The 22,954-nt window shown below is 44.6% G+C and carries 17 protein-coding genes; 5 read left to right on the top strand and 12 right to left on the bottom strand.

What is annotated here, in order from left to right:
• Positions 1-50 precede the first annotated feature (50 nt).
• The 3 genes from GV030_RS21130 to uvrC are packed head-to-tail and all read left to right on the top strand — an operon-like array spanning position 51 to position 6,693.
• The gene (locus GV030_RS21130) at positions 51-2,609 is read left to right on the top strand and encodes a tetratricopeptide repeat protein (RefSeq protein ID WP_159585441.1); all 2,559 of its coding nucleotides are present in this window, start codon (positions 51-53) and stop codon (positions 2,607-2,609) included.
• A complete protein-coding gene (locus GV030_RS21125) occupies positions 2,606-4,885 on the top strand; it encodes a transglycosylase domain-containing protein (protein WP_159585439.1) in 2,280 nt (759 codons plus the stop codon). The genes GV030_RS21130 and GV030_RS21125 overlap by 4 nt, the downstream gene beginning before the upstream one ends.
• 5 nt (positions 4,886-4,890) lie before the next feature.
• Positions 4,891-6,693 carry an excinuclease ABC subunit UvrC gene (gene uvrC, locus GV030_RS21120; protein WP_159585437.1) on the top strand — a complete coding sequence of 601 codons (1,803 nt, stop codon included), beginning with the start codon at positions 4,891-4,893 and terminating at the stop codon, positions 6,691-6,693.
• Positions 6,694-6,728: 35 nt separating this feature from the next.
• On the opposite strand, the gene gldN is transcribed toward uvrC, so the two are convergent.
• From gldN to GV030_RS21080, 8 genes are all read right to left on the bottom strand, one after another.
• On the bottom strand, positions 6,729-7,565 hold the full coding sequence (gene gldN / locus GV030_RS21115) for a gliding motility protein GldN (protein ID WP_159585435.1): 837 nt from the start codon (positions 7,563-7,565) through the stop codon (positions 6,729-6,731).
• Positions 7,566-7,577: 12 nt separating this feature from the next.
• Entirely contained in the window at positions 7,578-9,227 is a 1,650-nt protein-coding gene (gene gldM, locus GV030_RS21110) for a gliding motility protein GldM (RefSeq protein WP_159585433.1), read from the bottom strand.
• Between the two features lie 31 nt (positions 9,228-9,258).
• Positions 9,259-10,071: a gliding motility protein GldL gene (gene gldL, locus GV030_RS21105; protein WP_159585431.1), complete on the bottom strand. Its 813-nt coding sequence runs from the start codon at positions 10,069-10,071 to the stop codon at positions 9,259-9,261.
• A 37-nt stretch (positions 10,072-10,108) separates the two neighbouring features.
• Positions 10,109-11,143 carry an SUMF1/EgtB/PvdO family nonheme iron enzyme gene (locus GV030_RS21100; protein WP_159585429.1) on the bottom strand — a complete coding sequence of 345 codons (1,035 nt, stop codon included), beginning with the start codon at positions 11,141-11,143 and terminating at the stop codon, positions 10,109-10,111.
• A gap of 161 nt (positions 11,144-11,304) precedes the next feature.
• Positions 11,305-12,261, bottom strand: coding sequence for a PorP/SprF family type IX secretion system membrane protein (locus GV030_RS21095; protein ID WP_159585427.1), 957 nt, complete (start codon positions 12,259-12,261; stop codon positions 11,305-11,307).
• Positions 12,262-12,318: 57 nt separating this feature from the next.
• A complete protein-coding gene (locus GV030_RS21090) occupies positions 12,319-13,104 on the bottom strand; it encodes a uroporphyrinogen-III synthase (protein ID WP_159585425.1) in 786 nt (261 codons plus the stop codon).
• A gap of 29 nt (positions 13,105-13,133) precedes the next feature.
• Positions 13,134-14,216 (bottom strand): DUF4271 domain-containing protein, encoded by a 1,083-nt coding sequence (locus GV030_RS21085; protein WP_159585423.1) that lies wholly within the window; start codon positions 14,214-14,216, stop codon positions 13,134-13,136.
• Complete coding sequence (locus GV030_RS21080) at positions 14,217-15,842, bottom strand: hypothetical protein (protein ID WP_159585421.1); 1,626 nt, start codon at positions 15,840-15,842, stop codon at positions 14,217-14,219.
• Between the two features lie 74 nt (positions 15,843-15,916).
• Here GV030_RS21080 and hemW point away from each other — a divergent pair, with 74 nt between their 5' ends.
• Positions 15,917-17,047 (top strand): radical SAM family heme chaperone HemW, encoded by a 1,131-nt coding sequence (gene hemW, locus GV030_RS21075; RefSeq protein WP_255465622.1) that lies wholly within the window; start codon positions 15,917-15,919, stop codon positions 17,045-17,047.
• Positions 17,048-17,080: 33 nt separating this feature from the next.
• Positions 17,081-17,446, top strand: a complete 366-nt coding sequence (locus GV030_RS21070; RefSeq protein WP_159585419.1) for a hypothetical protein — start codon at positions 17,081-17,083, stop codon at positions 17,444-17,446.
• On the opposite strand, the gene GV030_RS21065 is transcribed toward GV030_RS21070, so the two are convergent.
• The 4 genes from GV030_RS21065 to GV030_RS21050 all read right to left on the bottom strand — a co-directional run bounded on the left by GV030_RS21065 (position 17,443) and on the right by GV030_RS21050 (position 22,905).
• A complete protein-coding gene (locus GV030_RS21065) occupies positions 17,443-18,165 on the bottom strand; it encodes a LytTR family DNA-binding domain-containing protein (RefSeq protein ID WP_159585417.1) in 723 nt (240 codons plus the stop codon). The two genes, GV030_RS21070 and GV030_RS21065, sit on opposite strands and share 4 nt — an antisense overlap.
• On the bottom strand, positions 18,162-19,187 hold the full coding sequence (locus GV030_RS21060) for a sensor histidine kinase (RefSeq protein WP_159585416.1): 1,026 nt from the start codon (positions 19,185-19,187) through the stop codon (positions 18,162-18,164). The genes GV030_RS21065 and GV030_RS21060 overlap by 4 nt, the downstream gene beginning before the upstream one ends.
• A gap of 109 nt (positions 19,188-19,296) precedes the next feature.
• Positions 19,297-22,155, bottom strand: a complete 2,859-nt coding sequence (gene uvrA, locus GV030_RS21055) for an excinuclease ABC subunit UvrA (RefSeq protein ID WP_159585414.1) — start codon at positions 22,153-22,155, stop codon at positions 19,297-19,299.
• 15 nt (positions 22,156-22,170) lie between these two features.
• Complete coding sequence (locus GV030_RS21050; protein WP_159585412.1) at positions 22,171-22,905, bottom strand: TIGR00730 family Rossman fold protein; 735 nt, start codon at positions 22,903-22,905, stop codon at positions 22,171-22,173.
• Positions 22,906-22,954: the final 49 nt, after the last annotated feature.

Genomic DNA, 22,954 nt, shown 5'->3' with positions numbered 1-22,954 from the left:
TATCTTTACAAGATTCTCTAGGGATATACGTTAATTTGCAAATATCTATTGTGCGCATTAATCTCATAACTTATTTCATTTTAATTACCCTGTTGGTAGCCGGCTGCTCCTACAGCAGCGGGCCTGTGAGCACAGCTTATCAAAATGTAACTGCGCATTACAATGCCTACTTCATCGCCAACGAACTGATGAATGAAATAGAGCAAAGTGTCTATGACAACTATCAGTGGAATTATAACAAGGTACTCCCAATCTACGTACCCATTGACTCTAATGATGCCAAGAGCCTGGAAGCACAGATAGAAGACTGCATAGAAAAAGCCTCTATTGCCATTCAAAGGCACCCCAATTCCCGCTGGGAGGACGACTCCTACATATTGGTGGGCAAAGCGAGGTACTACTCCCTGGAATTTGCCGATGCCATTGAGACCTTCAAGTTTGTAAATAAGCATAGTGAAAATGACGATGCCCGACATGCTGCGCTGATCGAGCTCATTAAATCCTTTGTAGACTTCAACGAAATTAATAATGCCATTGCTGTCTCTGATTATTTAAAAAAGGAGAAGCTCAACAATAAAAACAAGAAGGAACTGAGCATGGTACGAGCCTACTTGTTTCAGAAGCGCAAAGATTTGGATCAAATGGTACAGCACCTGGTGGCAGCTGAAGAGCTCATGACCAAATACTCGGATAAAGCCAGAATTGATTTTATCATCGGACAGGTATACCAGCAACTAGGGTTTGAGGCCGAGGCCTATAATTATTATGAAAGCTGTCTGAAAAATAATCCAGTATACGAACTGGCCTTTTATACCAAGCTGAATATGGCACAGGTGACCCAGGTCACGAGTTCTGGAGACATCAAAAGGACCCAGAAATATTTCAAAAAACTCCTAAAAGACACTAAAAACACGGAGTATAAAGACAAAATCTACTACGAGATGGCCAATTTTGAAGTAAAGCAAGGCAATCTCGATCAGGCCATCGCTTATTACAAAGAATCGGTAAAATCCTCAGTAAAAAATAAACGCCAGAAGGCTTACTCGTATTTGAAACTTGGCCAGATCTACTATGACAGTCTCAAAAACTTTGTGTTGGCACAGAATTATTACGACAGCACAGTCTCTACCATGCCCAGAGATGAGGAAAACTTCGAAAAAATCAAGCAACGACAGGAGATCCTCAATGATTTTGTCAAGCAAATTGTAACCATCCAAACCAACGACAGTCTGGTGAGTCTTTCTCAACTTCCTCAAGATTCTCTTTTGGCACTTGCTACTGCAGTGGCTACAGAACAGCATGAAAAGGAAGCAGCAAAAAGGAAAAAAGAGGCTAAACGCGCCAGCCAGCAAAGCACTGTATTTGACCAACAAGGGGGAGACCTGATAGGGGCAAACCTGGCACCTGGCGCCACCTGGTATTTCTACAATACCACAGCTGTAGGCAAAGGTGTTACGGAATTCAAACGCATCTGGGGTAGTCGACCTCTCGAAGATAACTGGAGGCGAAGCCTCAAGGCTGGTGGTGAGATTGCCACTGTAGCAGAGGGAGAAGCATTAGCCAAAAAGGAGGCAAGTGCAGAAACTGAAGGCGATGATGCCATACAGACAATGGTGGACGAAATGCTCGCCTCCGTGCCTTCCAGTCAGGAAGAAATCAACAAACTCCTGGCTCAGGTAGAAGAGGCCCATTACAACCTCGGGAATATCTATAATTTCAAACTGGATGAAAATGCCAATGCCATTGAAACCTTTGAAACACTTATAGCGCGGTTCCCGCAAACTGAATATAAGGCAGAAGTCCTGTACCAGCTTTACCTCCTTTATAAGGGCTCCAACATTGAGCTGGCCACACTCAAGTCTGATGAACTCAAACGAGACTTCCCGGAGTCCATATATGCCAAACTTGTGGATAACCCCAACTACCGAGAAGAGAGCAAGGCCGCAACCGAGCAGCTCAAAATGGTGTACACCAAAGCTTACAAGCTCTACAAAAGCAAGGATTACCAGAAAAGTAAATACCTACTGGACAGTGCTTTCAACCTCTATCCTGAAAACTCATTCAGTGATAACATTGCACTACTCAATGTTCTGAACATGGGAGAGCTGGAGGGACAATTCAAATATCAGTATGAACTCAATAACTTCATTAAAACATATCCGGAAAGCGAATTAATCCCTTACGCGCAAAAACTGGTAAAGACCAGTGAAGACTATCAAATCAACCTCTACAACAGTGCTAAGGCCCGTTTTGTAGAATACTTTAAGCAGAAGCATTATTTGGTGGTCGTATATCCAAACAATGACCAACTCACCCAACAAATACCTTTGGAGGTAGAAGAATTCATTAAAGCCAAGAATTTTGGCCTGACCACCGGCAACCTCATTCTCAACCAGGATCATGCGCTCGTGCTAATCAATGAGTTTCCCGCTAAGGGAAGTGCCGAGAAGTTTCTCACCATGCTCAATGCCGAGCTTTCCCTTAAAGACTTACATAAAGGAGAAAAAATATACAGCTTTGTAATTACGGAGGATAATTTCGATATCTTCTATCAGACCAAAGACGTCAACGCTTATTTGAATTTCTTTGAAAAACACTATCCCCAATGAATAAACGAACGCTCAGAATCATCGTCATCGTACTGTGGGTTCTCTTTTTAGGAGCGGCCATCACCATACCATCCCTTTTCTACATGGTCAAACATGACACCAATGGATGGTTTGGTGACCTGCCAAGTCTGCAGGATCTTGAAAAGCCAGATCCGGACCTCTCCTCTGAACTGATCAGTGCAGATGGTGTTTCCCTGGGAAAATATTACAGGAAAAATAGAACCCCAGTAACCTATGAAGAGCTGTCTCCTGCATTGGTCAACACCCTCCTGGTAACAGAGGATATTCGCTTCAAAAAACACTCCGGGATCGATCTCAAAGGCTTGTTGAGAGCCGTCATCGGGAAACTAACATTTCAATTCAACGGTGGTGGCTCTACCATCACCATGCAGCTGGCCGAAAACCTCTACAGTACCTCTTCAGCCAATCGAGGCTCCCTTTACAAATACTCATCTGTTGGTCAAATCATAACTAAACTTAAGGAATGGATTATCTCCGTTCAACTGGAGCAGTCGTATACCAAGGAGGAAATACTTGCGATGTACCTGAACACCGTAGAATACGGAAGCAACTCTTTCGGAATTAAAGTTGCTGCCAAAACTTTTTTTAACAAACTCCCATCACAGCTCAATTACAGTGAATCAGCACTGCTTGTTGGGGCAATCAATGCGCCTACCCGGTACAGCCCCATCATGAATCCTGACAATGCGATGGCCAAAAGGACAGAGGTACTTTATAACCTTCATAAATATGGACTATTAACAAGAGATACCTTCGACAGTCTCAAAACGACAGATTTCGGCCTCACTTATTTAGTAGATAATCACAACGAAGGTCTGGCCACCTACTTCCGGTTTGTCATTAGAAATTTTCTGCTCTCCTGGACGAAAGAGCATGGCTATGACCTCTTTGAGGATGGGCTCAAAATCTATACTACCATTGACAGTCGTATGCAGGAATACGCCGAGCAAGCCATGAAAGAGCACATGGATACTTTACAATCCATCTTTGATGATCATTGGGCCACTCTTAAAAGTAACCCCTGGATCGACGATAACGGAAATGAAATCGAGGGGTTCATTGAAAACGCAATGAAAAGGACACCACAGTATCGCGCGCTGGTTAGTAACTATGGAAAAGAATCAGACTCTGTAGAGATACTCCTGAATAAAAAGAAACCAATGACAGTTTTTAGTTGGGATGGTGAGATAGATACGGTGTTTAGTGCCTATGATTCCCTACGATATTACAAAAAGTTCCTGCAGGCAGGCTTCATGGCCATGGACCCCAAAAATGGCAACATTAAAGCTTGGGTAGGCGGTATCAATCACAAATACTTTAAATATGATCATGTAAGCCAAGGGAAAAGACAACCGGGGTCTACCTTCAAGCCTTTTGTTTACACAGTGGCCATAGACAACGACTACTCTCCATGCTACCCGGTAGTGGATGCCCCGGTAACATTTGCCATGCCCGGACAAGATCCACCTACCTATACTCCTGACAATGCCAATGGCAAGTTTAGTGGAGAAGTCATGACCATCAGGCAAGCCATGGCTCGATCTGTCAACAGTATAACCGCTTTCGTGATGAAGCAGGTAAAACCTGAAACCGTCATAGAATACGCCCGAAGACTGGGAATAGAGAGTCCACTTGCTCCTGTTCCTGCTCTGGCATTAGGTGCCGGTGGAGATGTTTCACTTCAGGAAATGCTCGCTGCGTACTCTACCTTTGTCAACAAAGGCATCTATACCAAACCCTTTTTCATTTCTCGAATAGAAGATGAAAATGGCAATGTGATACAGCAATTCGTTCCGGAAACGAGAGAGGCCCTCAATGAAGAAACAGCTTACCTGATGCTTCACATGCTTAAAGGAACCACCGAAGAGACCGGAGGTACAGGTCTCTCTATCGATCGGGAACTCAGGATGGATAACGAAATAGCGGCCAAAACAGGTACCACTCAGAATGCATCGGATGGTTGGTTTATGGGGGTCACTAAGGACCTGGCAGCTGGCGCATGGGTAGGTGGAGACGATCGCTCCATTCACTTCAAATACTGGGCGATGGGACAAGGCGCCAGAACAGCCATGCCCATTTGGGAAAAATTCATGTTGAAAATATACGCGGATCCAACGCTAGGGTATCAGAAGGGTCCGTTTGACAAACCTTTGAAACCAATCAGTGTGGAATTGGATTGTGATAAATACAATGATGTTCTCCAGCCTACAGATTCTCTTCGTTTCGACCTGATAGACGAAGACGATATCATGTAACCTACATGGAATCTCACAAATTTTCTACCCAAGAATACGGAAAGCTCCCGCACCAGCCGGGTGTATATAAGTTCTACGACCGCACCAATACCATTATATATGTTGGTAAAGCCAAGGATCTTCTCAAGCGTGTGTCGAGCTATTTCAACAAATCAAACCAGGCCAGCAGAAAAACGGTCAAACTGGTTCGAGAAATTGAAAGCATTGAAGTCATCATTGTAAACAGTGAATTCGATGCGTTGCTATTAGAAAACAGCCTCATCAAGGAGAATCAGCCAAAGTACAACATTCTTTTAAAAGATGACAAGACCTTCCCAAGCATCTGTGTCACCAATGAGCGTTTTCCCAGAATATACTCCACCCGAAGCATAGACCCCTCCAAGGGCACGTATTATGGCCCCTATACAAGCGTAAAAGCCATGAATGGAGTGTTGGATTTGCTTAGAAAACTCTACAAAATCAGAACGTGCAATTTCAACCTTTCGGAGCGAAACGTTAGCCAGGGAAAATTCAAAGTTTGCTTAGAATATCACATCGGCAATTGTCTGGGTCCTTGTGAAGGCCTGCAGGACGAATCCGACTACATGGAGGACATCCAGAGCGCCCATCACATTCTGAAAGGCAACATATCCACGGTGAAAGCGGGTTATAAAGAGCTTATGCAAAATGCTGCCGAAGAGTTAAAATTTGAATCAGCTCAGGATTTCAAACAAAAACTGGATCACCTGGACAATTTCCAGTCGAAATCCCTCATTGTGAATCCTAAAATCAGTGACCTGGACATCTTTGGAGTAATAGGTGATGGTAGCAAATACTACCTCAACTACATGAAAATCGAGCACGGTAGCATCAGAATGTCAGAGACCGTGGAGTCTAAAAGAAAACTGGACGAGCCAGAAGAAGAGCTGCTCCAGCTGATCTTATTTAGCCTCAGAAATAAGTACAACAGTACAAGTACAGAAATCATTAGTAACCGCCCCATCAATGGCTGGGATGAAATAGAAATCACCCAACCCAAAATCGGTGATAAGAAAAAACTCCTGGATCTCTCACTCAAAAACGCGCTCTTCTTCAAGAATGATCGGTTGGTGAGGAGCGAGGGAAAGAAAACCAGCGGTGAAAAAATTCTTGAACAGTTGCAATCTGATTTGGGATTAAAGAGTTTACCCAGACACATCGAATGTTTTGACAACAGCAATATCCAGGGCACCAACCCCGTCTCTTCAATGGTTTGCTTCAAAAACGGTAAACCATCCAAGAAAGACTATCGCAAATACAACATCAAGACGGTGGTGGGTCCGGATGATTTTGCCAGCATGAGAGAGGTAGTAGGCAGAAGGTATAAGTACCTCACAGAAGAGAATCTCCCACTACCGGATTTGGTCATCATAGATGGGGGAAAAGGGCAGCTGAGCGCCGCCTGTGAACCCCTCAAAGAGCTTGGTCTATATGGTAAGCTTCCGATTGTCGGAATTGCCAAGAGACTTGAGGAAATTTACTACCCGGAAGATTCAATCCCTTTGCACATAAGCAAGAAATCCCCAGCCTTGAAACTCCTCCAGCATTTAAGAGATGAGGCCCATCGGTTTGCCATCACTTTTCACAGATCCAAAAGGAGCAAAGCCAGCATCCAATCCGAGCTCGATCATATCAAAGGTCTGGGGAGCATTACAAAGGAGAAATTGCTCCGTCATTTCAAAAGTATCAAACGCATTGAAATGGCGCAGGAGGAAGAACTCGCTGAAATAGTTGGCAAGTCGAAAGCCAACATACTGACAACCTACTTCCAACAAAAAAAGGGATCGTAAACGATCCCTTTCCCTCATATTATTTCAAGAAGTAATTAGTACTCCCACAACTCACTTTCATATTCCATCAGATCATATTCATATTTCTGCTGAAGCATTACAGCATCAAATGGATCTGAGGTAAGCTGCCTGATATCAAGGTTTTGTGCATTGGACATCTTAATGATTGGTGCAGAAAACAATCTCAGCTCAAGAGCGTCCCCATAGTTTCTATGTGCTGCCTGGTTCTGGTTGTTATACCATATGGCTTTGTCTGCATAAGGCCCTCTGAACAACGCCACAACATCCTCATACTTAAAATGACAAACCTGGTTTTCAAACCCTGCAGGATTCCATGTAGAACCTGCTCTTCCCGGTAGGGCAATTGTCAAGGCTCTGATGTACCAATACATCCTGGATCTGTTACGATCAAACATCACTTCCTCTCTAATGTACATTACATCAAATACATCCTTCGGAATGGCGTCTGCTTTGGGCCCGCTGGACTGTGCCTGACTAGAAGATTCGTTGCCGAAACCACCACCAAAACCGCCACCAAAACCACCACCGAAATCAGCACCACCTTGACGCTCAACTGTTGTTTTTGTCTTAAAAACACTATCAGGCATCAGGTTCAGGCATGAATCCGTCATATATGGTTTCAATAAACCCTCTTCCACCGCATCGAGCAGGAGTCGGGATATTTCACCGTTTCTGGAGAAAAAAGGTTGATTTTGCTTTTCACGCAAATCCATTCTCCTCCAAACCATTCTCTGGAACATAATCTGAGATTCTTGAACCTCAGGTTTTATGATTGGAATCTTTACCTCCTGCGCATACAAAACAGGAACGGTCAGTAATCCAATCAACAGTGCATAACAAAATTTTTTCATAACCTATCTGAATTAATTTAGAGAGATGTTGATGAACCTATTGTAATTATTAAAATCCTCAACCTCTTTTCTAAAGTTCTGTCTTTGTACTTTCCTTATTTCAATTGACAACTGGTCGCCTTTTCTGGCTTGAGATGTAATAGCTGTAAGGTTAGCGGTTTCGCCTACTGTAATGGTCGTTCTTCCGATACCACCACTTACCAAGGTAATTTGTGCTTCCGCCACCCGGAACTTAGCGTCCTCAGGAAGGAATTGCTGGAAACTCTCATCCGGAACTGCCTTAATATACAATCTTGGGGTCTTAGCAGATATACCAGTCTTCATATTCACCTCACCTTGGTCTGTATAAACTGTGATCGTTGGCGCAGGAATTCTGCGAACACCAAATTCACGAGACCCAATCAGGTTTCCATTACTCGAAACTTTTAGAACAACCTGCTCCGTAGAAGTAGGTACTATGGTTACCTGTCCTTTTGCGCTTCCCTGATAAGTTTTCGCGTTAGTGGCTGAGAATGCTGGGTTATAAGCTACCCCAAGTTGAGGAACCTGTACGTCCAGATTATTACCACATCTCAAATAAAGTGCGTTTACAGAAGTAGATTGAATCTGAATGGTCGGCTTTACCACAAAATACTCAACTACATCGGTAAAGGTAGTATCCCTACCGCCCGGTAGCGTAACGGTGATAGCCGCCTCATAGGTCTTCTTAGCCAATCCTTCTGCATCAAATGTTGATGAATTGGCAGTGAATTCTACAAGACCCTGACCACTGGCATCCACTTCAATTTCGTTTCCATCGTAAGTCATCGTAGGAGTCACTCCTGAAGACGATGCAGCGATGAACATTTTGGCGGTGTATTTGGTACCTGCAGCCACATATCGCGACTCAGGCTTTACCATTGGTACGATAACATCAAACTTCAAATCACCAGCTCCTACTTTATCGGATAGGAAATCCAGTGCTCTTGTTTCATAGCTCAAAATTCTTGATTGAAACTCACTGATCGTGGCGATACCTGCCGGGGTTGGAGAATCACTAAATGCAAGATCAGCAAAAGCCTTACCTTTTTGATTAGGATCCTCTTTATACACTGGATCTTCATCCGCATCTACAGCAATTTTTTTATACGCTGCCAGATCAGTTTCAGATGCTCCGATAGAACTCAATTTCTCTTTCAATATTTCAGGGAATTTGTTGAGTCGTTCTTTCAACTCTATTCCATGACCCTGACCGCCATCCTCAAGCGGCATCATATAGTGCCCTACGGTGGAGTAATCAGTTTTACCGATCAGGTGCTTAGCATCACCAGGGTACTCAGGACTTTTCCCTTCCTCATAACCACCTGATTCTTCAACCAAAGCGATTTTAAGTTCGGTGAGCTCCTTCAGCATCTTGGATGTTTCAGTTCTGATTTCCTGAGCCAACTCTGCTACCTTCACATCATCCTCCCTATTGCCCGAATCATCAACCGTCTTTATAATACTTTCAACTATCTGACCATTTCGTTCCTCACTTTCGCGGTTAGCTTTTACTAACGAATCGTCAAGAAATACAAATTTGTCAATAATTGTAATGGAGACGTTCAATGCCAACAGAGCTGTTAGCACCAGGTACATCATCCCAATCAATTTTTGCCGCGGCGTTTCCTTTCCTCCAGACATATTATTTTTAGTTTAAGCTTGTGTTGGAAAATTACCCCTGTTTCATTGCGCTCAGCATATTACCATATACCTTATTGAGGGATGCAATATTGGTAGTAAGTGTATTAAGTTGAGCTTGAAATGCTGAAGTCTCCTTACCAGCTTCGCCCATGCTTTCCAAAGCCTGAGTCAGGTTAGAGTAGAACTTGTTCATTGACTTCACATGTCCTTGAGCATCTTTCAACTCCATTTCATACACAGCGTTCAAAGCACCTAAACTCTTAGTAACATTTTGCACCTGGCTGTGATACTCCTTCGTATCCTTAGAAGCCTCTGCCATTGCTGACATAGCCTGCATCGAAGTAGCATATGACTTATTCATTTCAACCAGAGAGTTAGAAGCGGCCTTAGCATTCTTGGCATACTCATTAGTTACCAAAGCGGCATCTCCCAACTGAGCCATTTTAGCAGCAGAATCAGCTAGATTTTTCATGCCATCACCTAAACTCTTAATAAGCTCAGGTCCCACCTTAGCATCTGCCAACATTTTATCCATACCTGCAGCAACTCCCGTGTTATTTCCACCACTTGTCACCTTTCTAGGTGCAGCAGCAGGGCCATCGTAATCATCAGCCAGTTCAGGATACACCTTAGACCAATCTGGATCCTTGTGTGCAGGCTCGAAAGCACTAAGGAAGAAGATCACCGCTTCCACAGTAAGACCAATACCAAGCATAGGTCCGGACCCCGGAAGGTGAAGAATTTTAAACATAGCACCAACAATTACTATTGCCGCCCCGATACCATATATCTTAGGCATTATTGTGCTGAAAAGAAGCTCTACGAATCCGCCTTTTTTGCTCATTTTGTTGAAATATTTAGGTTAGTAATTTTTATCAAGTTTAAAATTCATATCCAGAAGACCTACCAAGATAAGTCATTGCACATCTAAACCCAATAGAGGATCTGGCTGTGTCTCTGTGCTCAAATGATCTTGTTCCTGTTTCAAGGTAGTAAGCTATATCCTTCCATGAACCACCGCGGACAATTTTAAAATCTATTCTTTCGTCATAATAGGTAGGGTTCAAATCCCAAACCAATGGCATAGCCGATGGATTATAGGCATCCTCGCACCACTCAGCTACGTTTCCTGACATGTCATACAGACCATAGTCATTGGAAAAATATGTATTGATAGGAGAAGTGTAAGCAAAACCATCGTCAAAATAATTTCCTCTCCCTGGCTTGAAGTTAGCCAACAGACATCCTTTCTGATTTCTCACGTAAGGATTTCCCCATGGATACTTCGCCATGTCTCTTCCTCCTCTGGCAGCATATTCCCACTCCGCCTCAGATGGCAGACGGAAAGCCGGCATAACGGGCATTCCTAGACTCTGTCTGTATTCATTTAAGTGTTGAGTTCTCCAAACGCAGAAATACTGAGCTGCATTCCAATCAACACCCACTACAGGGTAGTCATCAAAAGCTGGATGCGACCAGTAATATACAACCAGCGGATCTCCCATGTGATGGGTGAAATCTGAGGTCCATACTGTCGTATCTGGCATCAGGTCTGCGATGGAATAGCCCGCAGGTAAATCCACCTCAGATCCCTCAGTAATGGCCTGAGTAAACTGACGATACTCATTGTTAGTGATCTCAGTATCATCCATAAAGAACGCACCAATAGTCACCTGTTTATTAAAATTGATTTGAGTAGCCGCGACATCTTCATCTGCCTGGCCCATGTGAAAAGTACCGGAAGGTACTGCCACCATACCGAACGGCCGGGTCATCTCCCAGCCCTGCCGATCTAACACCCCGACAAGCTCTCCTCTGTCTGTAGATCCTCCACCAAAAAGACCACAGCTTTGTAGCAAAACACCAAGAGCTAGTACGGCTAAAGTAGAAAACTTTATAACACGCATATTATTCATAACACCTTATTTGAACTTGCAAGTATGTAAAATAAACAAACTTTAACAAAAATTATTGTCACTTAGTCAGCCTAAATATATAACCTTATCCTGTTTTAATACAAGTTTTAACATCAATTCTCCCCAAAATTCGACTAACAATCAAACCTTATCGATACTTTCTAAAAAGTAAAGCGAGGGGTTTTTACCGTTTTCCTTCCGCCAAAAACAACGTCAGGAAGATCATACCTGATAAATATCTCGTGGGAGGTAGGGGCCTTTGCGGCCTGGTTTTGAAAAACGAAATCGAAAGAGTATCCAACTTTCAATCTGTTGTCTTCCAATAAACCATATCCCAAATAAATTATTGCCGACTCGTCTCTTCGGTAAGAAAGGCCGCCCCACATTTTGTCTCTCAGGGTAACGATTCCACCCAGATCAAAAGTAACGTTGGTCAGATTGGAGCGAATGAGGGCAGTGGGGGCTATCTTCAAATCATCATTAATCTTGAAAGAGTATCCACCATGCATTGCTATGGAAAGCTCTTGTTTGTTACTCAGGCCTTCCTGACCAAAATCGAAACCCGGACGCATAAGGTTCACGGCACCTAGTCCTATGAACCAGCCATCATTTGACGAATAGAACAATCCGGCAGACAGGTTAAATTTTGTCTGAACCTCGTTCCCTCCCTGAATCAGGGGATCATCAGGTTCGTTGGGCCGTAGTTGATTAAATTTTTGTGTCTGTGAAAATACCCCAGGTGCCGCACCCAGATGTAACTGCCCTTTTCTAAGCTCAAGGGTATAGGTAAGCGGAAGTTGCACCTGAAAATTGGACTGAGGCCCCAGGTTGTCATTGGAGATATTGATGCCTATGGAGGAAATAACAAAGCCCCTGATGGGGACTATTCCGGTTAGCATTTGAGTATTCGGTGCTCCTCCAGAACCATCAAAACTACTGGAATAACCTACCCACTGGCTCCGGTGCTGAAACGCCACAAATGCCTGCTGCTCACTGCCACTCCAACCCGGATTGAGGTAAGACGGGTTAAACATATAGTGACCAAAGAAAAAATTACTTTGGGCACGGCCGAGAAAAAAGCCGAGTACTAATATGCCTAGCAGCCACCACTTTTTCATAAAGGTATTTTACACTAATAACGCTTCAAACAAAAATACCCCTATTTTAAGGCTTTGCTAAAGATTATTGGCTTTTTTTATGTAGAGCTCCAGGGCACCGGTCATAGAAGGTGCATTGGGTAGTGGGGCCTGAATGTCCAAAATCAAACCAGCATCACGAACCGCTTTTGCCGTTGTAGGGCCAAAGGCCGCAATCCTCGTTTTGTTTTGTTTGAAATTCGGGAAATTATCAAAAAGTGATTTGATCCCCGAAGGGCTAAAAAATGCGATAATATCGTAGAAGATATCAGACAAGTCAGACAAATCACTCGCCACGGTTCTGTATATGATCACTTCCGAAAAGTCGTAACCATTCTTTTCCATAAAATCAGGAATATCATCTTTTCTGATGTCTGAGCAAGGGAATATGAATTTCTCCTTTTTGTGCTTTTTCATCACCTCCAGCAGGTCCTGAGCGGTCCGCTCACCAGTGAAAATTTTGCGCTTTCTGATGACGATGTACTTCTGCAGATAGTTTGCAGTTTGCTCCGAAATACAGAAGTATTTCATATCCGTAGGAATTTCCACCTTATTTTCAGCCGCCAGCCTGAAAAAGTGATCCACCGCATTTCTGCTGGTAAAAATCACGGCCGTGTGGTCGAGAATATTAACCTTCTGCTTTCTAAACTCCTTAGCATCTACCGGATCGATCTCAATAAATTGTCTAAAATCAATCTTGAGGTCGTACTTTTCAGCGAGCTTCTGGTAAGGTGAATTTTGGTCTGTGGGTTCAGGCTGTGAAACGAGTATCGACGATACCCTGTTGAGCCTTTCTTTGTCTGTAACTAACAATTCTTCACTCATTCCTATCAAATACAATTAAGTATATCTGTCTATTGCAATTTGACTAACCAATAAATGATTAGAAAACCGGGCAAGAATTCGGTGGTGCAAAGGTAGACAATTATCATTAGTTTTCTATGCGAATGATATTTATCAAACTTGAAATATATCCAAAGCTGATAAAAGATGACAGCCAATACCAACAATAGGATTGCACCACTTTTCAAGGTTTGAGAGACAAAATCAAACAGGGTAAAATCTATAGCAGAAATCCCCAGACATACGGCCATTACCAGGATAAATAGACTCACAAAGTCCTGAGAATGAATATTTGACACGCCTTTAAAATCAAAAATAAGGCTTAATAGCCTGGACCAACCGTACTTCAAAAGAACAAACGCAAACACCAATAATGTAGAAAACAGCCATGTCCACAGGGAGCCTGCCAGAGAAACTGGCGCCTCCCGAAAGGGATAAACTCCGGAATAGGAAAAGAACGCCGACACCAATCCGCTGAAATATAACCCCGTGAAAAGATTGTCAATACTACCGAAGCTCATATAAGATTCCTCGGCAGAAAGACTCCTCATCTTAAAAGTGAGTGGTGTTTGGAAAGAATGACTAAAAGAAATCGGGAATAACCTGCGATACACTCCAGTAAACAAAACCAGGATGGTAAGTATTATCAGGTAGGCATTGTGCTCAAACCCTTCCAAACGAGGATGCAACGGATCCACTGCGCCCTTTCCAGTCCTTATTTCAGCCATTTGCGTTACCAGGGTCTTTCCAATTCCTCCTTTCTGATAAATAGTAACTCTGATGGGGGAGCCAAAAGTCACCACCAGGGAGTCAGGAGTGTAGGTAACCAGTCCAGAGAAATTGTGTTTTACCAGACGCTCATTCATCCAAATGTCCACAGGCTCATCGGATCCAATTAACAATTTCTCTGAGTCCGAACCTTTAGGAAGTTCAAAAAAAACTATGTCATTCTCATGCTTTACATATTCGGAAACTGCGCCCTTGCCGTCAAATGTTCTCCACGCCACCGCCAGGTCCCTCATCACCAATGTATCTGCCATAGAGAACACGCTCATTGTAATGAAAAAGGAAAAAACAAAGAAAAGTGCTCTCATTTAAAATTTGGATGTGTATCCTATGTGGATTTTGATATTGGCCGGATCAGCTGGTATTTGTCTAGACATCCCCATGGCCAGGGCAAAAGTAAACAAGCCATTGGAAGTATCCAGCGATAATCCTGCTCCGAATCCACGCGGATAGCTTACTACTCCACGATGCTCCATCAAAAGTTGATCATAGAAAAGCATGAAATGAGAATATTCTTCAAAGTATTGCCTGATCTCGAGCCTGCTAAGGGCATAATTGCTAGCATAAAAGAAATTCTCATTGAACCCGCGCAGTGTTTTCAATCCGCCTATCCGGGCTAGTTCATTTGTCAAAATCTGATCATTAACCAATAGTTGGCCCTCACAGTGATGATGTAATGCTGTTCGTTTTTTCAACCTGATCAGGTATTTGGCTCCGGCAGTGACACGCAGCATGCTTGTTTGCCTGTGCAGGGTATCATATGCGCCTTTGTCGATAGATGGATTTTTGGAGATGTTCTTCTCTCCTAAAACCAATCGTACCTGATATCTGAAAGGGCTTTTCATCCCCATCTCCTGTCCATAAAGCACATCTCGCAAACCAATCATGTACTGGCTTGAAGTAAAATCCGCAAGATTGTCGCTGATGTTTGACTCATCGGGGCTGATCAGCGTTCCGCTGACATGTTCGTATCCGAAAAACACCTCGGACATAGGACCAATATTGGTTCCGCTGGTCAGGTTCCAGGACTGGGTGAGAAAAGTGGTGTCTTGTTTTAACAAATGAAAATCGACATCCAAAAACAGTTTGGAGCTAAGGAAGAAGGGGTGATAGTATCCCAAATCGAGTGATTGAGATTCGTCCGCGAACCGATTCCAGGTGAATAAAAACCGCTTGCCGGATTGGAAAAGGTTGGCCAGCTGCAAATCTAGAAACCCGGTGACCATTACTCCATTGCCGGCAGACTGACCCGGCAGCAGCCCAACCACCCCCTCGAAAGAACTACTTTTTCGCTTGTCCAGGTCCAGAAAAACGGTGGCCTTGCCATGCTCGAAGGCCACATCCGGAGGCCGCTTCATTTCTAAGTACTGCAGTCTGGCTATGCTCTTCGGTAGATTTTGAAAGGTGCGTTCGCTGAATGGTTTGTCTACCTCCAAATGAAGTGCGGTCTGAAGAAACGCCCGGCCCTTCTGCACCTCCCCAAGAAGCACCATAGAATCGTAAACCACCAAGGGTCCCGGAATTATGCGCAAAAACCCCTTCGCCATATCGTCTTTCACCTGTACAGAATCCCAGGTGATCCTCACAAAGGGATGACCCTTGTCTGCATATGTGGTCAGCTGTTTCTGAACAGCAGATTGAAATGACTGTTTTTTGGGTTTCCAGAGCTGAAACGTATCCTGTTCAGCATCATAAACCGCCAACTGATCAATTTCATTTCGGTATTTTTCACCTGCATGAAAATAAATCCGATCTGAAAACACTGAATCCAATCCGCTGAAGACAAAACCCTGATTCCATAACCTCAACAAATAAAGGTTGACAAACCTGGAGACCTCCACGGAATCCATGCCGGGCACCTCAGTGGTAGGCTGACCATCCAGATAAACTGTCACCCGCTGCGCTGCACCCAGGTGGGCGCACAGGAGAATCATCCCAAAGCATAAAACACGTATCATACAAAAGAGCTGCGCCATAGCCTATACCTTTGCAAGATAACTCAAAGACATTGGCAGGAATCTATCTCCATATCCCATTTTGCAAGCAAGCATGCCATTACTGTGACTTTCACTTTAGCACCAACACTTCCAGGAAGTCGGAAATGGTGGATGCCATTGAAAGAGAACTTGTCCTGAGAAAAGAAGAGCTCGGCGGATCACCCATTTCCTCTATTTACTTTGGTGGGGGCACTCCATCCATGCTGTCCGCTCTGGAGCTGGATCGATTGTTGAGAAGCATCCACTCCACCTATGAGGTCATCGAAGATGCGGAGATCACCCTGGAAGCCAACCCTGACGACCTGACCGGCGACAAGTTACAGGACATGCGGACTTTGGGAATCAACCGACTGAGCATTGGTATCCAAACTTTTGATGATGAACGCCTCAAATTTATCAACCGTGCCCATACAAGTGCAGAAGCGGAAGAATGTCTGAGCGCCGCTACATCAGCTGGATTTGATAATATCTCGGCAGACCTGATCTATGCCATCCCTCCTGCGGACACCAGCTATTGGCAGCGGGATCTTGAGAAAATTCTCGCGTATGATTTATCACACATTTCACTTTATGGACTCACCATCGAAGAAAAAACAGTTTTTGGGCACCGGGCCAAAAAAGGGCAACTAAAAGAAGTAAAGGAGGAGATTTCAGCGCAGCAATACCAAATGGCCATTGACACACTGACGCAGCATGGATATGAACACTATGAAGTGTCCAACTTTGCTAAAGCAGGCAAACACTCCCGACATAACTCCTCTTACTGGGATGATCAAACCTACCTGGGTGTTGGGCCGGGGGCGCATTCATATGATGGAAGCTCCCGGTCATTTAACGTAAGCCACAACGCAAAATACCTAAACCAGATACAGAAAGGTCAGCTCCCGATCACCATCGAAAAACTTACCCCAATTAATCAAATCAACGAATACCTCTTTACGCACCTGCGTACCCAAAAAGGTATCAATTTGCCGAAATTCCGGAGACTCTTCCAGCGAGATTTTGTGAGTGACAATGAAAGTCAGGTACAGGACTATCAGAAAAGAGAATTGGTGAAATGGGATGGAGAAACCTTTGCGCTTACCTCCAAAGGTTTTATGCTGGCAGACGAAATCTCATGGCGACTGTTTTATGATGAGTAGAATATCCCTACTTTTAGCTTTGGATTCACCCTTATGGAAAAAGAAATCAAAAAAGCGGTCATGCTACTCAAGTCACTCATCCTGCACTACCATGGCCTGGATGATGATGAGAAACTGATACTGGAAGCTGCGGCCAAAGAACTGGATGCCGTGGAGGAGCTGGCATGGGCAGATCACTTTATTTCTGAAGATTACTTATCCGCATTTGAACGATCCAGGGATTTCTTTTTCAAAAATCTTGCGGAGAGCAGCAATGCCGAAAAGCTCAAGCACCTGAAGGATGTCTGGGAAGACAATCATCAGAAGGGTTATGTCACCGAGATGGAAACCACCGCCATGATCAAATTGTCTAAGGACTGGGGTGTGGAAAAAGAATTTCTGAAGGTCATCAAAAACTAGAGACTCATACGCTCCTTAAACCGGGCAGCCTGTCTGCGACTCACTTCTATTTTTTCTCCTCCCTTGAGCTGAACCAGCAGACCTCCGTTGAACCACGTGTCTATATTCTCTACCCAGCCCAGATTGATGATATGCTTGCGACTAGCTCTAAAAAAGGTGCGGTCATCCAGCCGCTCATCCAGCGCATTGAGTGATTTGTGAATCATTGGTTTATTCCCGCCAAAATACACTTTGATATAATTGCCATCTGACTCAAATAGACGGACATCTGCCAGTTTCACAAACCAGCACTTGTCTCCATCCTTCACAAAGACCTGATCATCTTTACCAAGGCTCCTCTTCTCGGCATCAGCATGCGATAGGTTCCTGTCAGATTCTACATGGAGCTTTGCAATGGCCTCCTCCAACCGCTCAGGCTGCACCGGTTTCAATAAATAATCAAGGGCATTCACCTCAAAGGCCTTTAGGGCAAACTCATCGTAAGCGGTGGTGAAAATCACACGCGGCACATGATCCAGGGACTCCAACAGGTCGAAGCCAGACTTGCCCGGCATTTGAATGTCCAGAAAAATGAGATCGGGATTGAGTTCATTGATCTTTTCTATGGCATCGTCCACATCGGTTGCTTCACCCACCACATCAATTTTCTTATGCGGTTCCAGCAGGCTCATCAGCTCTTTGCGGGCCAGTCTTTCGTCATCTACAATGAGTGTTTTCATAGGGACCTTGGTAATACTATCTCCGTTAAAACTATTTTTTTGGTCTCATTAAGTATTCTGAAGGAGGCCTGATCGCCATAGATCAGTTCCAGCCTTTTCTTGGTATTGTTAAGTCCAAATCCGGATTTCTTCTTTGTTTCACCGTTCAGATATTGGCCGGTATTTCTAATCTGAATAAACAAGTTTTCATTGTCCACTTTGGAAGAAATCTCCACCTTGCCTCCGTTTTTCAATGTAGAAATGCCGTGTTTGATACCATTTTCTACAAGTGTTTGAACCATGAGAGGGGGGATAAGGTATTCGGTAGATTTGGGGTCTATGTTAAATTCTATTCTTAAACGCTCCTCATAGCGAATGGTTTCCAGTGCCAGGTAATCTCTCACCATTTCCATTTCTTCAGAGAAAGTAACCAGCCGCTGACGGTCCACAGTCAGGGAGTTTCTCAAAATGTTGGAGAGCTGCGTGATGGCGTTTTTTGACTTGACCGGATTCTCATCCACCAGGGCTCGAATGCTATTCAGGGCGTTGAAAATAAAGTGTGGGTTGAGCTGAGATCTTAGATTTCTGAGCTCTATCTCCTTGGCTGCCGCCTCATACTTCAGCCCTTTGTTATACCGCTCGAAATAGTGGAAGGTGAAGTAGATCATGGCCCAAATGAAATAAATGATCATAGGCCCAAACACATTGAGCAGGATGGTGAATGGCAAAAAATCACGCCCGGTAAGCTCACCACTTATAAACGAATAGGTCAATAACAGGCCATAATTCATCAAACTAAGTATCAGAATTACGAACAGAAGTCTCGGAATCAACTTCACCCAGTGATCATTGAGCCAACCAAAATGAATGACAATGTAGCGCAGGAAGTGAGTGGAAAAAATGTAAAAAAGCACCTGAACCACTTCACCCAAAATCTGTGTCATGTCCAGCTGCTGCACCGTAGCATAAAGGAAAATCTGGAGGAAACCGTAAAACGACCACCCACCAACCTGACACATCCAGTAAATCTTGCGCTTATTCATTTGCTATTGAGAAATGGAACCCCAGCTCTTTCTGGTTTAGAAAGTATCAAAAGAAATAAAAAAATACCGCCCCCGCTCCCGAACAAACAGGTTTTTTATCAACAAGTAACTACACCAGCTCCTCTTTCAAAAATTTCCCCGTGTGGCTTTTCTCATTTTTGGCCAGGTCTTCTGGTGTCCCTCTTCCTACTATTTGACCACCTTTTTCACCCCCTTCGGGCCCCAAATCCACCAGGTAGTCCGACACCTTGATCACATCCATGTTGTGCTCTATGATCAATACCGTATTGCCTTTGCCCACCAGCTTCTGGAGCACCTCCAGCAAGTGCTGTATGTCCTGAAAGTGCAAACCAGTAGTAGGCTCATCCAAAATGTAAAAAGTATTCCCGGTGTCCCGTTTTGAAAGCTCCGTAGCCAGTTTCACCCGCTGAGCCTCACCTCCCGACAAGGTGGTGGCATGCTGCCCCAAAGACACATAGCCGAGCCCCACTTCATGGAGGGTTTCTATTTTCTTTAAAATCTTAGGCTGGAACTCAAAGAAATCCACAGCAGCCTCTACCGTCATGTCCAGAATATCTGAAATCGACTTGCCCTTGAATCGAACTTCCAGCGTTTCCCGGTTGTAGCGTTTGCCCTTGCAGGTTTCACAAAGCACATGCACATCAGGCAAGAAATCCATTTCAATCACACGCATGCCTCCACCCTGACAAGTCTCACAGCGACCGCCTTTCACGTTGAAGGAAAACCTCCCTGGCTTGTAGCCGCGGATTTTAGACTCTGGCAATTCGGAAAAGAGAGAGCGAATGTCTGTAAATACACCCGTATAGGTAGCCGGATTGGAGCGGGGAGTCCGACCAATGGGTGACTGATCCACCTCTATCACTTTGTCCAGCTTATCCAGTCCCTTTAATGACTGATGAGGAAGGGGTTCGGTTCGGGATTTATAAAAATGCTTTCTGAGGATTGGATACAGGGTTTCGTGAATCAGGGAAGATTTTCCACTCCCGGAAACACCTGTCACGCAAATCATCGTACCCAGAGGCAACTTTAAATCTACATTCTTAAGGTTGTGACCTGTGGCTCCTTTGAGTTCCAGGAAATTTCCGTTGCCCTTTCTTCGATCGGTTGGGATCTCAATCTTCAGGTTGCCATTGAGGTAATCTGCAGTCAGGCTCTTATTTTGAATGAACTCAGCAGGTGGCTGGGCCGCCATAATGTGGCCGCCGTGTCTGCCGGCTCCAGGCCCAATGTCTACCACAAAGTCAGACGCCAGCATCATGTCCTTGTCATGCTCCACCACGATGACTGTATTGCCAAGATCACGCAGGTCTTTCAGGGCCTGAATCAATTTTACATTGTCTCGCTGATGCAAGCCAATGCTTGGTTCATCCAGAATGTACAGAACATTCACCAGCTGAGTTCCGATCTGTGTGGCCAAGCGGATCCTTTGTGCTTCCCCTCCGGAGAGGGTCTTGAGTGACCGATTCAAACTGAGATAATCCAAACCGACATCCAATAGAAACCCAATCCGCTTGCGCAGCTCTTTCAGAATCTCCCCAGCGATAATATTCTGGCGGTCATCCAGCCTGGCTTCTATCCCCTCAAACCAATCGGAGAGCCGGTTGATATTCATTTCTGCCAGTTCACCGATGTGTTTATCATGTATTTTGAAGTGCAGGGACTCTTTTTTCAAGCGGTAGCCGCTGCATTCAGGGCAGGTGGCAATATCCGTAAAATCCTCAACCCACTGGCGAATCTTGTCACTGCCAGTCTCCCTCTGTTTTTCCAAAAACTTAATGATCCCTTCGAACTTGGTATGCCAGTCGGTACCGGGATATTTCACCGAGCCAACAGCCACCGGGATATCATCACCATAAAGCAGCACCTCCATGGTTTTTTCAGGGATATCTTTGATCGGGGTGGTCAGGTTGACTTTATTTCGCTTAAGTATGGCCTCCACCTTTTTGAAAATCCAGATGTCGCGGTACTCCCCCAAAGGAGCTATGCCCCCACGGCTGATGGAAAGGCTGGGGTCTGGAATGACCGAGTCTTTAGAGATCTCCTCTATAAGCCCCAGGCCATGACAGGTAGGACAGGCCCCATACGGCGAGTTAAATGAGAAAGTGTTAGGTGCCGGCTCATCATAAGAGATGCCCGACTCTGGGTCCATCAGGTACTTGGAAAAGTGAGCTACGTTATTCTCCTGATCCTGCACCATCAGTATGCCATCAGACTGTTTGAAGGCGGCCTGTACCGATTGGCGGATCCGCTTTTCATCTTTACTTTGCACGATCACCCGATCCACCACAATCTCTATGTCATGTGTCTTGTAGCGGTCTACCTGCATTTTAGCCACCAGATCCTGAATCTCTCCATTGACCCGTACCTTGGTAAAGCCCATTTTGCGTATCTGCACAAAGAGCTCGCGGTAATGTCCCTTGCGGCCTTTCACCACGGGAGCCAGTATGATCAACTTTTGTCCGTCGTAGGTTTTCAGCAGATGATCCACAATCTGATCTTCTGTTTGCTTAATCATCTTTTTCCCGGTGACGTAGGAGTAGGCCACCCCTGCACGGGCAAAAAGGAGTCTGAGAAAATCATAGACCTCAGTAACTGTGCCCACGGTAGATCGTGGGTTTCGGGAAGTGGTTTTTTGCTCAATGGAGATCACCGGACTGAGCCCATTGATCTTATCCACATCCGGCCGCTCCATGTTGCCAATAAAAGAACGAGCATACGCCGAAAAGCTCTCCATGTATCGCCGCTGGCCTTCTGCATAGATGGTGTCAAACGCCAAAGAGGATTTGCCACTACCACTGATGCCGGTGATCACCACGAGTTTGTTTCTCGGGATGTTTAGGTTCACGTCTTTCAGGTTGTGCTCCCGCGCACCATATATCTCGATGTACTGCTGGGTTTCCTCCTGGCTATCCACCATCTGCTCTATTTCCGTCTCGGATATGCTCATTTTGAATTACTGGTATTAGAAGTTAGGGCTCAATAGGTATTTGTTGTAGAACTCATCGATCACATGGACAGCTTCTGTGGCGGTGTCTACGATACTGAAAAGTTCCAAATCCACTTCGTTAATGTTATTGGCTTGTGCGAGCAGCACGTTTTTGATCCAGTCGAACAGACCACCCCAGTATTCTTTTCCAACCAAAACTATCGGGAACCGACCGATTTTCTTGGTTTGAATCAGTGTGAGGGCCTCAAAAAGCTCATCCAGGGTGCCAAATCCTCCGGGCATTACAATAAATCCCTGAGAGTACTTCACAAACATCACTTTGCGCACAAAGAAATAGTCAAAGTTGATCAGCTTGTCTCGGTCTATGTATATGTTGTTAAACTGCTCGAAAGGTAAATCGATGTTGAGTCCCACGGACTTACCCCCCTGCTTATGGGCACCTTTATTACCTGCTTCCATGATACCGGGGCCTCCTCCGGTGATCACTCCATATCCATGTCGCACCAGCTTGGCAGCAATCTCCTCGGCCATTTTATAGTATTTATCATCGTCCTTGGTCCGGGCTGAGCCAAAGACCGAAACGCAGGGTCCGATTTTGGCAAGCTTTTCAAAGCCGTCTACAAATTCGGACATAATTTTAAAAATAGCCCAGGAGTCTGAGCTCTTGATTTCATTCCAATCTCTGTCTTTAAATGCCTCAAGAATTTTTTCTTCCTGTTCCTTGGACACTTCGTTTTCTTTCTCTGTCATAAAAATGGGGTTTTGTAAAAATGGCCGTTGAAGATAAGGGATTTAATCC

This window comes from Marinoscillum sp. 108, assembly GCF_902506655.1.
Lineage (GTDB): Bacteria > Bacteroidota > Bacteroidia > Cytophagales > Cyclobacteriaceae > Marinoscillum > Marinoscillum luteum.
The sequence above is the reverse complement of the archived record's forward strand: the minus strand, read 5'-3'. Positions and strand labels throughout refer to the sequence as shown.

Bases quoted from the DNA above. Each gene is read 5' to 3' on its own strand.
- GV030_RS21125 (WP_159585439.1), top strand. From the start codon at position 2,606: ATGAATAAACGAACGCTCAGAATCATCGTCATCGTACTGTGGGTTCTC.
- uvrC (WP_159585437.1), top strand. From the start codon at position 4,891: ATGGAATCTCACAAATTTTCTACCCAAGAATACGGAAAGCTCCCGCAC.
- gldN (WP_159585435.1), bottom strand. From the start codon at position 7,565: ATGAAAAAATTTTGTTATGCACTGTTGATTGGATTACTGACCGTTCCT.
- gldM (WP_159585433.1), bottom strand. From the start codon at position 9,227: ATGTCTGGAGGAAAGGAAACGCCGCGGCAAAAATTGATTGGGATGATG.
- gldL (WP_159585431.1), bottom strand. From the start codon at position 10,071: ATGAGCAAAAAAGGCGGATTCGTAGAGCTTCTTTTCAGCACAATAATG.
- GV030_RS21100 (WP_159585429.1), bottom strand. From the start codon at position 11,143: ATGAATAATATGCGTGTTATAAAGTTTTCTACTTTAGCCGTACTAGCT.
- GV030_RS21095 (WP_159585427.1), bottom strand. From the start codon at position 12,261: ATGAAAAAGTGGTGGCTGCTAGGCATATTAGTACTCGGCTTTTTTCTC.
- GV030_RS21090 (WP_159585425.1), bottom strand. From the start codon at position 13,104: ATGAGTGAAGAATTGTTAGTTACAGACAAAGAAAGGCTCAACAGGGTA.
- GV030_RS21085 (WP_159585423.1), bottom strand. From the start codon at position 14,216: ATGAGAGCACTTTTCTTTGTTTTTTCCTTTTTCATTACAATGAGCGTG.
- GV030_RS21080 (WP_159585421.1), bottom strand. From the start codon at position 15,842: ATGATTCTCCTGTGCGCCCACCTGGGTGCAGCGCAGCGGGTGACAGTT.
- GV030_RS21070 (WP_159585419.1), top strand. From the start codon at position 17,081: ATGGAAAAAGAAATCAAAAAAGCGGTCATGCTACTCAAGTCACTCATC.
- GV030_RS21065 (WP_159585417.1), bottom strand. From the start codon at position 18,165: ATGAAAACACTCATTGTAGATGACGAAAGACTGGCCCGCAAAGAGCTG.
- GV030_RS21060 (WP_159585416.1), bottom strand. From the start codon at position 19,187: ATGAATAAGCGCAAGATTTACTGGATGTGTCAGGTTGGTGGGTGGTCG.
- uvrA (WP_159585414.1), bottom strand. From the start codon at position 22,155: ATGAGCATATCCGAGACGGAAATAGAGCAGATGGTGGATAGCCAGGAG.
- GV030_RS21050 (WP_159585412.1), bottom strand. From the start codon at position 22,905: ATGACAGAGAAAGAAAACGAAGTGTCCAAGGAACAGGAAGAAAAAATT.